At 64.6% G+C, this 12,996-nt stretch carries 13 protein-coding genes; 6 read left to right on the forward strand and 7 right to left on the reverse strand.

Going from position 1 to position 12,996, the window contains the following annotated elements; all coding sequences use genetic code 11:
* Positions 1-38: 38 nt before the first annotated feature.
* From FFS60_RS00935 to dapA, 6 genes are all read right to left on the reverse strand, one after another.
* The gene (locus FFS60_RS00935; protein WP_137820836.1) at positions 39-1,262 is read right to left on the reverse strand and encodes a hypothetical protein; all 1,224 of its coding nucleotides are present in this window, start codon (positions 1,260-1,262) and stop codon (positions 39-41) included.
* Positions 1,263-1,539: 277 nt separating this feature from the next.
* Entirely contained in the window at positions 1,540-1,989 is a 450-nt protein-coding gene (locus tag FFS60_RS00945; protein WP_137820837.1) for a YcgN family cysteine cluster protein, read from the reverse strand.
* A gap of 92 nt (positions 1,990-2,081) precedes the next feature.
* Positions 2,082-3,011 (reverse strand): D-2-hydroxyacid dehydrogenase, encoded by a 930-nt coding sequence (locus FFS60_RS00950; RefSeq protein WP_137820838.1) that lies wholly within the window; start codon positions 3,009-3,011, stop codon positions 2,082-2,084.
* Complete coding sequence (locus FFS60_RS00955) at positions 3,011-3,304, reverse strand: YcgL domain-containing protein (protein WP_137820839.1); 294 nt, start codon at positions 3,302-3,304, stop codon at positions 3,011-3,013. The genes FFS60_RS00950 and FFS60_RS00955 overlap by 1 nt, the downstream gene beginning before the upstream one ends.
* A gap of 47 nt (positions 3,305-3,351) precedes the next feature.
* Positions 3,352-4,479 (reverse strand): ribonuclease D, encoded by a 1,128-nt coding sequence (gene rnd, locus FFS60_RS00960; protein WP_137820840.1) that lies wholly within the window; start codon positions 4,477-4,479, stop codon positions 3,352-3,354.
* Positions 4,480-4,590: 111 nt separating this feature from the next.
* On the reverse strand, positions 4,591-5,445 hold the full coding sequence (gene dapA / locus FFS60_RS00965) for a 4-hydroxy-tetrahydrodipicolinate synthase (protein WP_028628996.1): 855 nt from the start codon (positions 5,443-5,445) through the stop codon (positions 4,591-4,593).
* A gap of 415 nt (positions 5,446-5,860) precedes the next feature.
* Here dapA and FFS60_RS00970 point away from each other — a divergent pair, with 415 nt between their 5' ends.
* Complete coding sequence (locus FFS60_RS00970; RefSeq protein ID WP_137820841.1) at positions 5,861-6,922, forward strand: SMP-30/gluconolactonase/LRE family protein; 1,062 nt, start codon at positions 5,861-5,863, stop codon at positions 6,920-6,922.
* A 102-nt stretch (positions 6,923-7,024) separates the two neighbouring features.
* On the opposite strand, the gene FFS60_RS00975 is transcribed toward FFS60_RS00970, so the two are convergent.
* The gene (locus FFS60_RS00975; protein WP_137820842.1) at positions 7,025-7,834 is read right to left on the reverse strand and encodes a 1-acyl-sn-glycerol-3-phosphate acyltransferase; all 810 of its coding nucleotides are present in this window, start codon (positions 7,832-7,834) and stop codon (positions 7,025-7,027) included.
* Positions 7,835-7,959: 125 nt separating this feature from the next.
* Between FFS60_RS00975 and FFS60_RS00980 the strand changes: the two genes are divergently transcribed.
* The 5 genes from FFS60_RS00980 (at position 7,960) to FFS60_RS01000 (ending at position 12,946) form a co-directional block, all read left to right on the forward strand.
* Entirely contained in the window at positions 7,960-8,436 is a 477-nt protein-coding gene (locus tag FFS60_RS00980) for an Lrp/AsnC family transcriptional regulator (protein WP_028628994.1), read from the forward strand.
* A 203-nt stretch (positions 8,437-8,639) separates the two neighbouring features.
* Complete coding sequence (metC, locus tag FFS60_RS00985; RefSeq protein WP_028628993.1) at positions 8,640-9,815, forward strand: cystathionine beta-lyase; 1,176 nt, start codon at positions 8,640-8,642, stop codon at positions 9,813-9,815.
* A 105-nt stretch (positions 9,816-9,920) separates the two neighbouring features.
* A complete protein-coding gene (locus tag FFS60_RS00990) occupies positions 9,921-10,775 on the forward strand; it encodes a sulfurtransferase (protein ID WP_028628992.1) in 855 nt (284 codons plus the stop codon).
* A 241-nt stretch (positions 10,776-11,016) separates the two neighbouring features.
* Positions 11,017-11,496 carry a hypothetical protein gene (locus FFS60_RS00995; protein ID WP_028628991.1) on the forward strand — a complete coding sequence of 160 codons (480 nt, stop codon included), beginning with the start codon at positions 11,017-11,019 and terminating at the stop codon, positions 11,494-11,496.
* A 181-nt stretch (positions 11,497-11,677) separates the two neighbouring features.
* Complete coding sequence (locus tag FFS60_RS01000; protein ID WP_137820843.1) at positions 11,678-12,946, forward strand: OmpP1/FadL family transporter; 1,269 nt, start codon at positions 11,678-11,680, stop codon at positions 12,944-12,946.
* Positions 12,947-12,996: the final 50 nt, after the last annotated feature.

Raw genomic sequence — 12,996 nt, forward strand, 5'->3', positions numbered from 1 at the left:
GCCAGTTCGTAGGATGGGTAGTCGCGGTGGACGAGGTATCAACGCAACAGCTTGGTATCCAGCACGTCCGACGCGCCTCCCATGATGTTTTCGGTGATTTCGATGAAGTCCTGGGTACTGGCCTTGTCCAGGCGCATCAGGCCGCGGGCGACGTCGTCCATGGAGCGCAGGCCGTCAGTTCGCAGGCGGATTTCCTTGTCCAGGTCCTGCAGCAGCAGCACGGCGCGTGCGGTGACCGGGCCGCTGGCGTGTTCGCCGCGCAGGCTGCCCACCTTCTTGCTCCACTGGCGCAGTTGCTTGCGAATGGCCTCGTAACGATCGTCGCTCAGGCCACCGGCACGGCGCAGCAGCTCGATGGCGTAGTACTCGGCCACCCCTTCGCTGATCCAGTCGCTCTTGTCGGTATCGCTGATCCGGCTGAGTACATGCACCAGCTCATGCACCAGGGAACTGGTGCCGTTTTCGCTCACTAGTGGTCGCGCCGAGTGCATGAAATAGGAGTTGGGAGCAGACAGGCCGCCTCGCCACATGGGGTCGTTGGCCCCGACGATCAGCAGCTTGCCCGGCTCGCGGGGGAAGACTTCCTGGGCATGGGGCCAGACGAAGGTCAGCAAGGTGAGGATGTCCATGCGCCGCATGCCCTCGCCCACCGGCGCACTGACCGTGACGTCGGTAGCCCCCAGGGTGGCACGGCGACTGCCCAGCTTGCCGGCCAGGATCCAGCCGGTGGGACGGTCGAACATGCGCTCGGGGTTGTCGATGCGGAAGCGGTTCTTGCCGACGCGTGGCCAGCCGGTTTCCACCGACTTCCACCCCTTGGGCATATCGATCTGCAGGCGCGCCACCAGCTCGATGCCATCCACCATGTCCAGGCGCGCCGCCGGCACCAGGTCATCGCCCCGCAGCAATGCCCAATCGGGGGTCATGCGGGCATCGAAACGACCATCGCCACGCGGGTGGCTGACACGCACCTTGTAGCTCAGGCTGGCCTGGCCGTCGCCGGGCACCCAGGTGCCGTGTTGCGGGTCATCCTGAGTCCAGCTGCCGCTGGCCTTGAAGTCGCTGTAGTAGCCCTTGTCACCCAGGTCGAAACGCAGGCTGCGCACGCTGTCGCCCTTCTCCAGTACCAGGCTGACTTCGGCCTGGTCGCTCTCGGGCAGAAAGCGCACCTGATAGTCGAGATCGACCTTCTTCGCTGCCCACAGCGGGGCGCTGAGGGTCAACAGGACGGTGGACAGCAGGAGCTGGGAACGGGCGGACATCGAGGATGGTTTCCTTGGTGGGTGTGACAGTCAGTCCCTGAGACTCGAACGGCAGTGGTTTGATCCGTGACCGGCCAAAGCAGCTCATTGAAAAACGTGAGCGAGGCAGCCGAGGCGAGGCGCAACGACCAACGGGAGTAACAGCCAAAGGCTGGCCCGAAGGGTGAGCGCCAGCAAATCAAACCGACGAAAATGCGGAGTTTACGTGTTGTAAATGAGCAATTTGAGTCGATTTTTAACGACGCTTCGGCAACGCAGGTAGTTTTTCAACTGCCTGCTAGCCTGCGCGAAAAATCAGATACTCCTCCCAATCATCCTCGGCCACGCTGTTTTCACTGAGCATGCGTCCGGATTGGGAGATGCCGGCCTTGTGCACCGCCTCGGGGTCATTGCAGACCAGGTGGTGCCAGGGCGGCAGGTCCTTGCCCTCGGCCACCAGGCGGTAGCCGCAGGTGGGCGGCAACCAGCTGAACTGATCGGCCTGGGCCGGGGTGAGCTGGATGCAGTCGGCAACGAACTGGCGACGATTGGCGTAGTCGGTGCAGCGGCAGGTCTTCAGATCCAGCAGCTTGCAGGCGATGCGCGTGTAATAGACGCTGCCGTCGTCCTCGTCTTCCAGCTTCTGCAGGCAACAAAGTCCGCAGCCATCGCAGAGGGACTCCCATTCCTCCTGATCGAGCTGATCGAGGGTCTTGCGCTTCCAGAAGGGTTCGACTTTGGCGGCCATGGCGTACGGGGGGTTATTTCGGGGGCGCGTAGTCTAGTCGGGTCCAGGGTGTCGGCCAAGCATAGCTGACCATTGGTTACAGCGCGGCGAACTCAGTAGCCGCGCTCGAAGCTGACTTGCCCCCTGAGCGGTTCCCCGGCGCGGTAGCGCCCCAGGTTATCGACGAACAGCCGCGCCATGGCGCTGGGCAGCGTTGGCGCCGAGCTGTGGCCCGTGACCAGCAGGTTGGGAGCGGTCCAGAACGGGTGCCAGGTGGGCAGCGGCTCTTCACGGCAGACATCGATCACAGCACCGGCCAGCTGTCCGGCCTGCAGCGCCGCCACGAGGTCGTGGTCCACCACTGCCACGCCGCGACCGGCGTTGATGAACAGCGCGGTCGGGCGCATGCGCTCAAAAATCGCGGCATCGTAGATATCGCGGGTGGCCGGCGTATCGGGCAGCAGGTTCACCACGCAGTCGGCCCACCCCACCTGCTCCACTAGAGACTCCATGCCGAAGACCCGCTCGAAGGGCTCCAGTTGACGGGGCTCGCGGGCGATGCCGTGAAGTTCGACGCCGAAGGGTTCGAGGAAGCCCGCCACGCTCTGGCCGATATCACCACTGCCGACGATCAACACCCGCTTACCCACCAGACTGCTCGGCAGGCGGTTATCCCAGCGCTTCTCGGCCTGGGCAGCAACCCGCGAGAGGGTTTGCCGCTGGTGTGCCAGCAGGTAGGTGAGTACGTACTCGGCCATGACCTGGCCGAAGATGCCGACTGCGCGGGTCAGTTGGTAGTCGTTGGGCAGGTCGGCCGCCAGCAGCGGCGTGATGCCCGCCCAGGTGGACTGCATCCACTCCGGTTTGCGGCCCTGGCGCAACAGTTGCGCCAGCAGGTCGGGCTGGCCCAGCCAGACCGGGCATTCCCGCGCGGCCTCCAGCAGGCGCTCGGCCTCGCTGCCGCCATGCAACTGCAGACCGGTTTCGGTGCGCAGCAGATCGGCGTAAAGCGCGAACTCTTCTTCGGCGATGAGGATTTTCATCAGAGAGGATCGTTCATCCGCAAGAGTTCTTCCGGCAGGTGCTCGATGTACTCATCCTGGGCCGGCGGCATCTGAAGGTGATAGCCCTGTTTCTCGATGTTCTCCAGCACCTTGCCGATGTCTTCACGGGCCAGTTGGCGCTCGGGGCTAAGCACCAGATCGAAGGTGTGTTGAGGGGCGCCAAAGGCGCTGAGCAGGCCTTCGGGCACGCGGCTCAGGGCTTCGCGCTTGTCGACATAGAGGTACATCTCGTTCTTGCGCGGGCTTTTGTAGATGGAGCAGATACGTTTCATGGTCAGGCTCGTGGGGCGAGCCGTGCCAGGCGGCACGGCGGAAGGGTTCATTGGCCGGCCGTGGCCAGGGTGTCCAGCAGGGCCTGGCCCATCAGCTCGCGGCGCCAGCCACGCAGGCCCTCGGGCAGGCTGTAGGGGCCGTCGGGGAAGCCGGTCTTGAGCAGGGCCTCTAGGTGCTTCTTGCGCAGCATCAGTTCCGGGGCCATGCCCAGGCGCTCGGCTTCGGCCTGGCCAACGGCGCGCAGCTGTTTCAGCAGCGGCGAGGCTTCGGGCGGCAGCGGCTCGGGCAGCTTCTCGGGCCACTGCTCAGGCGGCGTTTCGGCGGCCTCGCGAATCAATTTAAGCAAGGTATTGCCGTCCTGGCGCACGGTCCGCGGGTGCATGTCGTCGATTCGCGCCAGGGCCACGAGGTTGTCCGGCTGGAAGCGCGCCAGGGGCCAGAGGCTGTGCTCACGCAGGATGCGGTTGCGCGGCTGGTCACGCAGGCGCGCTTCGATCTCGCGCCAGGCGCAGAGTTCGCGCAGCACGGCGAGCTGGGCGCGAGTGAGTTTCCAGCCCAGCTTGGCCTCGCGGTAGAGCTCTTCCGGAATGACTTCGCGGCGCAGGTTGGCCACCAGCTCGGCGCCATCTTCCAGCACCCAGGCACGTTTCGGGTCGGTCAGGCGCGGCTCCAGGGCGGCGTAGAGCTCGGCCAGGTGCTGCACGTCTTCGGCGGCGTAACGCACCTGCATCTCGGTGAGCGGGCGCTGCAGCCAGTCGGAACGGGTTTCGTCCTTGGGCAGCTCAATGCCGAGCACCGCCTGCACCAGGCGCGAATAGCCCATGGAATAGCCGATGCCGAGATAACCGGCGGCCAGCTGGGTATCCAGCAGCGGCTGTGGCAAGGCGCCAGTCAGGCGCATGAAGACTTCCAGGTCCTCGCTGCAGGCATGCAGGACCTTGAGCACGGCGTGGTCTTCCAGCAGTTCGGCGAAGGGCGACCAGTCGCCGATCAGCAGCGGATCGATGAGGAAGGCCCGCTCACTGTCACCGACCTGTACCAGGCCGGCCTTGGGGTAGAAGGTGTCGACCCGCATGAACTCGGTGTCCAGGGCCACGAAGGGCAGGCGCCGCCACTCGGCGCAGTGTTTGGCCAGCGAAGCGTCGTCGCGAATCCAGATAATGTCGATGGCCACAGGGCTCTCCTAGAATCAGTGGCGCGCAGTATATATCGCGCCGGGTCCTCGCTTCGCGCCTTGCATCGCTCCCGCCCCGTCGCGGCTGATTCGCGTGAGGCGGGCCGGCGCCTAGGCCAGCTCGGCACGCAGGCGCTGCAGCAGCGTTGCGGAGCTGCGCTGCATGGGCAGGCGCAGCTCATCCACGATGAGCCCTTGCATGGCCAGCAGGCTTTTCACCGGGGCCGGATTGGGCTCGGCAAAGGCCAGGCGAATCAGCGGCTGCAGTTTCTGGAAGATCACTCTGGCGGCAGCAAGTTCACCGTTGGCAATGCAATCGGCCATGCGCACGAACTCCTGCGGGTGGATGTGAGCCGAAGCGGCAATCGCTCCACGACCGCCCATGCACAGGGTGTTGAAGATCTGCCCGTCCTCGCCCGTCAGCACGTCCAGCTCGCCGTCAGCAATCAACGCCAGGGTGGTTTCCGGGTTGCCGCCGCAGTCCTTGATGGCCACCACGCGCGGGTGCCGGGCCAACTGGCGAAGGGTGTCCAGCTCCAGGCGCACGCCGGTGCGATAGGGAATGTCATAGAGGATCACCGGCACCGTCGAGGCATCGGCAATGGCACCGAACCAGGCCAGCAGACCGTCCTGGGACGGACGGATGTAGTAAGGCGCCGGCACCAGCACGCCGGCGATGGGGCGGCGCTGCACCTCGCGCTGGAAGGCCAGCACCTCCGTCAGGTTGTTGCCTGCCACGCCCATCACCAGTTGGTCGCCGGGCACCTCGTCGAGCAGCGCGTCGAGCACCGCCAGTTGCTCATCCTTGGACAGGGCCGCCGCCTCCCCCGTGGTGCCACAGGCCACCAGGCCGGAAACGCCGGCGTCCAGCAGGTGCCGGGCCAGGCGGCGCAGGGCGGGAAAGTCGATGGCGCCTTCATTGAAGGGGGTTACCAGGGCAACCCAGATTCCAGAAAACACAGGCATTGCAGATCTCCTTTGGTTGACCGTCAGAGTCACCGTCGGAGGGATGCAGGGAGGGAGATTCGAGGAAGGATCGACCTACTTCGCGCCTACTGTCCTGTCAGCCCATCTGACGGGACAGCGCGCCCCGGTCAAATGAGCGACTGTTTCTTCGATTTGTCCGCGGCAACGCCAATAGCCGACGCCTGGGCCGGGAGGTCCAGGGCAAGAACGGCGTTGGAGGCGATGGCGGGCATTGAAAGCTCGGTTGAATGCAGCGAAGGCACCGATACTGCGAAAGCTACCCGGCGCCTGTCAACTGCGGCCTGTCTAATGCCGCAACATTCAGCCCTGGCGCCGGGGGCGGACGACTGCTAAAAAGCCCGCGCGAAGAAGAACAAGGCTCCGGCCACCCCCTCACCTGAATGGATACAAGAAGATGAAGAAGCTGCTGGGCATATTCGCCCTGCTGATCGTCGCGCTGACGGTCTATCTCGCCATCACGCCGTCTCCCATCGACCCGCTGGCCTGGGATGCACCCAAGGCGCCGGACATGACCGGTGTGCTGGAGCCCAACGACACCCTGATGAAGGCCGAGCTGGTCGCCCAGGGCCAGGTGCATGGCCCGGAAGACACTGCCGTCGACGGCCAGGGCCGCCTCTATGCCGGCCTGCATGACGGGCGCATCGTGCGCATCGCCGAGAACGGCCAGGTCGAGACCTTCGCCGACACCGGCGGACGGCCGCTGGGGATGGACTTCGACGCCGCCGGCAACCTGATCGTCGGCGATGCCTACAAGGGCCTGCTGCGCATCGACCCGCAAGGAAAGATCACGGTGCTCGCCAGCGAGGCCGAGGGCGTGCCCTTCCGCTTTACCGACGACCTGGACATCGCCCAGGACGGCCGCATCTACTTCACCGACGCCTCGAGCAAGTTCCAGCAGCCGGACTACCTGCTGGACCTGCTGGAAGCCCGCCCCCATGGCCGCCTGATGCGCTTCGACCCGGCCACCGGCAAGACCGACGTGCTGCTCAAGGACCTCTACTTCGCCAACGGCGTGGCGCTGTCGGCCAACGAGGATTTCGTGCTGGTCAACGAAACCTACCGCTACCGCATCACCCGCTACTGGCTGAGCGGCGAGAAGGCCGGCACCCACGATGTATTCATCGACAACCTGCCGGGCCTGCCGGACAACCTGCAGGGTGACCACCAAGGCACCTTCTGGGTCGCACTGCCCTCCCCGCGCAAGGCCGATGCCGACTTCATGCACACCCAGCCCTGGCTGAAGGCGCAGATCGCCAAGCTGCCGCGCATGTTCTGGCCCAAGCCGGTGCCCTACGGCCTGGTGCTGCAACTGAACGAGAATGGCGAGATCGTCCACAGCCTGCACGACACCAGCGGCACCCACCTGCGCATGGTGACCTCGGTCAAGCCGGTGGGGGACTACCTCTACCTGGGCAGCCTGGACAATGACCGGATCGGGAAATTGAAGATTCGTTGATCACCGGGGCGAGCCTTTGCCCTGCCCGGCGAATGAAATGGCTATGCCTGCGTTACATGTTGCAAGCAGCTGCATTGCCCGTAGGAGCTGGCTTGCCAGCTCCTACAAGGTTCGCGCCGGCGGCAGTTCGGAAGTCACGCCGACAGGATTCGTGGCGTCACCGGGCGGCTGCCCCAGCAACCCCTCCATCCGCTCGCGAGTGTCGGCCATCAGCTCACCGAGCCGTTCCGGGCCGTACTGGCTGGCATCGATGGGCGAACCGACGTGAACTTCCACCTTCTGCCCCAGGTTCAGGCGGAAGGTACGCGCCGGCAGCACGCGGTGGATGCCGCGGATGGACACGGGGATGATCACCGCGTCGGTATCCAGTGCCAGGTGGAAGCAGCCCTTCTTGAATTTCAACAGGCGACCATCAGCGGAGCGCGTGCCCTCGGGCGCGGCCCAGAGGACGATGCCGCTCTCCATCATGCGCCGGGCGGTGTCGAGGTCAGCCAGGGCCTGGCGGCGGTTGTGCCGGTCAATGGAGGGAAACTCCGCTGCGCGCATGGCCGGGCCGAGGAAGGGGATGCGGAACAGCTCTTTCTTCGCCAGCATGCGGATCGACCCCGGCAGGGCGACGAAGCTGGCCGGAATGTCGTAGTGGCTGGAATGGCTGCAGAGAATCAGGTAGCGGCGACCATCGTTGAAGTCGGGAATCGCCCCGTGCACCGACAGGTCCATACGTACCAGACGCAGCAGCAGGCGTGACATGGCGCGGGTATAGCGGTCCACGCAGGCGCGGTCGAGGCGCCCCAGCAGAGCGCGCACCAGCACCAGGCAGCAGTAGTAGAAAACCACCGACAAAGTCCCCAGGATCACGCCAAGACGGCGGACCAACGAGGCACGTTCGCTCAGTATTTGCAGGCTTGGCATCGAGCTCTCCCATCTTCTACCCGCGCGACTTCATGCACGAGCGACTTTATGATGCCGATTGTCATCGTTTCGACACACTTGGCCCGCCAGCCTCCCGACCAAACGCATCCGCACGGACCCAGCCCATGGACAAGAAAGACCTGCAGATCATCGCCCTCCTGCAGCAGGACGCTTCCATCTCACTCGCGGAACTGGCCGAGGCGGTGAACCTCTCTCCTACACCCTGCTGGCGGCGCTTGCAGAAGCTGCGCGAGGACGGCGTGATCCAGAAGCAGGTGGCGCTTTGCGATGCCGAACGGCTCAAGCTCGGGGTCACCGTATTCGTCACCATCCGCACCAGCCGCCATAGCGACGACTGGACCCGCCAGTTCATCGAAGGCACCCGCGACATCCCCGAGATCGTCGAGATCTACCGCATGACCGGGGACGTGGACTACCTGCTGAAGATCGTGGTGCCCGACATCAAGGGCTATGACGCGGTGTACAAGCGCCTGATCCGCGTTGCCGACCTGTCCGACGTCAGCTCCGGCTTCGCCATGGAAGTGATCAAGCACACCACGGCCCTGCCACTCGGTCACCTGGAGCAGGCCGGCGACCCATGATTTCCGCATCACGACGCACAACCGAAAAATATTTCTATAAAATAATGAATAAGTAGATTTTGATTCTACAAAACCGCCATTCCCAGCAAATCAAAGCAAAGAATTTCCCCGCGCCCATCGGTAATCTTTCCCCCACGCCAGTTGCCTCTCCTAACGGAAGGCACCGCCCCATCTCGTCATTCGGATTCAGAGGAAACACCCAGGTGGACGACCGCAAGCTGCATGTTGAAACGCTGCTGGCCCATGAAGGCCGCGAACGGGGCCGCGTCGGTGGCACCGTGAATACCCCGGTCTATCGCGCCTCCACGCTGCTCTTCCCCACCGTGGAAGCCCTGCACGCGCAAAATGGCACCCTCAATACCTATGGCCGCCACGGCAACCCCACTACCCGCTCCCTGGAGAGCGCCCTGGCCGAATTGGAAGGTGCCTACGGCGCCATGCTCACCCCCAGCGGCCTGAGCGCTCTGACCACGGCCCTGCTGGCCACGCTCAAGCCTGGCGATCATCTGCTGATGACCGACTCGGTCTACGACCCGACCCGCGCCTTCTGCGACGAAACCCTGAAGCGTTTCGGCATCGAGACCACCTACTACGACCCGTTGATCGGCGGTGGCATCGTCGAACTGATGCGCCCCAACACCCGCGTGGTGTTCCTTGAGTCCCCGGGCTCGCTCACCTTCGAAGTGCAGGATGTGCCCAGCATCGCCGAAGTCGCCCATGCCCACGGCGCCCTGGTGATGCTCGACAACACCTGGGGCACGCCGGTGCATTTCGCCTCCTTCAAGCACGGCGTGGACATCTCCATCCACGCCGCGACCAAGTACATCGTCGGTCACTCCGATGTGCTGATGGGCGTGATCATGACCACCGAAGCGCTGTTCCCGCAGGTGCGTGGCTTCTACAAACAGCTCGGCCTGTCAGTCAGTGCCGACGATGCCTATCTCGCCCTGCGCGGCCTGCGCACGCTCTCGACCCGTCTGGAGCGGCACCAGCGCAACGCGGAGAAGGTCGCCCAGTGGCTGGCCGAGCAACCGGAAGTGGAACAGATCCTCTACCCCGCACTGCCCGGCGCCCCTGGACATGAGTTGTGGAAGCGCGACTTCAGCGGCGCGTGCGGCCTGTTCAGCGTGGTCCTCAAGGCGATGCCCGAGCAGGCTATCCGCGCCATGCTCGACAACATGCAACTGTTTGGCATGGGTTTCAGCTGGGGCGGTTTCGAAAGCCTGATCCTGCTGACCAACCCCAGCGCCCACCGCAGCGCCACCACCTGGAAGGCGAGTGGCCCGCTGGTGCGCCTGCACATCGGCCTGGAGCATCCGGACGACCTGATCGCCGATCTCGACGCCGGCTTCCAGCGCCTGCGCAGCGCCTGCCGCTGACGCACAGGCGGCGCGGGCTCCGCGCCGCCGCCAATAGCGCGCGACAGGCCATGCGGGCGTCCTTATGATGCTCGCCACAACAATGGTCACGACAAGGACCCCGCCATGTCGCTCGCGCAACTCATCAGCCCTGCCCAACTCAGTGCCCGCCAGGATGAACCGGGCCTGGTCATCCTTGACTGCCGTTTCTCCCTCGACGACCCGGCCTACGGCCAGCGCAGCTACACCGAAAGCCACATTCCCAAGGCCCGCTTCGCTGACCTGGAGCGTGACCTCTCTGGCCCGGTGAGCAAGGGTGTGACCGGCCGTCATCCGCTGCCAGACGCTGCGGTACTTGCCGCAAGGCTGCGCGACTGGGGCGTCAATGCCGACAGCGCCATCGTGCTCTACGACGACGGCCCCGGCGCCTTTGCCGCCCGCGCCTGGTGGCTGCTGACCTGGCTGGGCAAGCGCGATGGCGTATTCCTGCTGGATGGCGGCCTGAAGGCCTGGCGCGATGCCGGTCTGTCGCTGACTGCCGTGGAGCCGTCCGTGCAGCCGGGCAACTTTGCAGGCCAGCCCGACGACAGCCTGCTGATCGACGCCGACAGCCTCCAGCAACGCCTGGGCAATGCCAGCCTCACTCTGTTGGACGCCCGCGCCCTGCCGCGCTTCAAGGGCGAAGTGGAACCCATCGACCCGGTGGCCGGCCATATCCCCGGCGCCCAATGCGCAGCCTTCACCGACAACCTCGGCAGCGATGGCCGCTTCCTTCCGGCCGAGGCGCTGAAGCAACGTTTCGCCGCGATGATCGGCGACCGCCCGGTGGACGAGCTGGTGGCCTACTGCGGTTCGGGCGTCACCGCCTGCCACAACCTTTTCGCCCTGAATCTCGCCGGTTACCCGCTGGCGCGGCTCTACGCCGGCTCCTGGAGCGAGTGGATCACCAACCCCGCCCGCCCTCAGGCCAAGGGCGAGTAAGACCGAGAAACCAGCGGGCGATGAGCTTGGCGGCCTCGCCCTGCTGGCTGTTTTTTAATCACAGGCAGCTATATAGACAATAACCAGAAGCCTGAAACAGTTTAAAAACAGGCCTTTACAGCACAAATATCCCACTAGACTTCAAATCGAGCGGCTAACTCCGCTCCCGCTGGGGCCTTCCTTAGAACGATGAGAAGCTGCCAAAGCGCCCGGCCCCGCCGGCACCTTTCGCGAGGGCCATATGGGAATTGCCGCCTGCGATCTCCGCCAACATGTGATACGACCGACGCTGCTCTACCTGCAGCGCCCCTCCTCCACCGCCGAAAGCCTGCTGCTAGGCGCTGCCGCCTGCCAGTCCGCCCTCGGCGCGGCACTGGACGGCGGCACGGGACGCGGCCTCTATTGCATCAGCGATGAGCGCCACCAGCAGCTCTGGGACCAGCACCTGGCCCGTGACCCGGAACTTGCCAGCCAGGTGCGCGGGCTCGCCAGCCAGCACGCCTTCCTCGCTTCACCGCACCTGGAACTGACCGTCAACCTGCGCTACGCCACCGCCATCGCGTGGATGCTGGTGGAGTCGAGCGTCCTGGTGCTTCCCGCCGCCGACGACCTGGTCGGCATGGCCATGATCTGGCGCCAGGTCTTCCAGCCCGATGGCAGCCCGCGGGACTTCATCGATGCCTGGCAGCGTCATGTTGCCCATCTCAGCCAGGCCGCCTGATCACTGACCAACCAGTCAGGAACGAGCGTACAAGGCAATCTGCACGATCAGCGAAGATGCCATCGTTTTGCCTTTTGTTCGACAATCTTACAAGGATTTTCCTTACATTCTTCCAGGCTGGAAAGCCCTCCTGAATCCTGTTAGCGTGCCGCCCTTTTGCACGATCGTTCAGGAGTTCACCGTGACCAGCAGAGCCCTCAAGACCGCCCTCGCCCTGGCCATTAGCGCCGCTTCCAGCTACAGCCTGGCCGCTGGCTTCGCCCTCAACGAGCAAAGCGTCAGCGGCATGGGTACCGCCTTCGCCGGGCGCTCCTCCTCCGCCGATGACGCCACCACCGTTTATGGCAACCCCGCCGGCATGGCCCGTCTCAAGCGCGAGCAGGTAAGCGTCGGCGCCGCCGCGATCTTCGCCAAGACCGACATCGACGACGCCCGCAGCTCCTTCCGCGGCAGCAACGATGGCGACATGGTTCCCACCGTGGGCGTGCCGATGGGTTACTACGTCAAGCCGATCGATGACAAATGGGCCATCGGCTTCGGCATGTACGTACCCTTCGGCCTGATCACCGATTACGAAACCGGCTTCGCCGGCCGTTACTACGGCGACAAGAGCGAAGTACGCGTAATCACCCTGCAGCCCACCGTCAGCTACCGCATCAACGATCAGCTGTCCGTCGGCTTCGGCCCCACCATCAACCGCATCGACGGCGAACTGACTTCCGCCGTGCTCAACCCGCTGTCCATGGGCAGCAATGACGGCAAGGTGAAGGTCAAGGGCGACGACACCGCACTGGGCTTCAACGCCGGCGTGCTCTACGAACTGAACGCAAGCACCCGCTTCGGCCTGACCTACCACTCCAAGGTGGACTACAAGCTGCGCGGTGACACCACCATCTCCGGTAGCGGCCCCATCCTGGGCAGCTCCGCTGGCAAGTACGACGCTTCGCTGGAGCTGGAAACGCCCGAATCCGTCGACTTCTCCGTCACCCACGACCTGAACGACACCTGGACCCTCTTCGCCGGCAGCACCTGGACCCGCTGGAGCCGCCTGGAAGAGATCAAGGTGGAAAACAAGGGCGTTGGCGGTCTGCTCGGCCCAGCCCTCGGCACCATCACTGAAGAACAGGACTGGCGCGACACCTGGTCCTATGCCGTCGGCGCCGCCTACAAGCTGAACCCGCAGTGGACCCTGCGCGCCGGCCTGGCCTACGACCAGTCCCCGACCCGCAACGAGCTGCGCTCGCCGCGCATTCCCACCGACGATCGCAAGATCTTCAGCCTGGGTGCCGCCTGGAGCCCCAACGACGATGTGACCGTCGACGTGGCCTACTCCTACCTGAAGGAAGACGACGCCAAGATCGATCAGACCAGCCCGATCAAGGGTTCATACAGCGCCACCTACAAGAACAGCGCCCATGGCCTGGGTGCGCAGCTGACCTATCGCTTCTGATCAGGCAGCAGAAAAAAAGAAAGCCCGGACAAGTCCGGGCTTTCTTCTAT

The organism is Pseudomonas sp. D(2018) (assembly GCF_005502555.1).
Taxonomy (GTDB): Bacteria; Pseudomonadota; Gammaproteobacteria; order Pseudomonadales; family Pseudomonadaceae; genus Metapseudomonas; species Metapseudomonas resinovorans.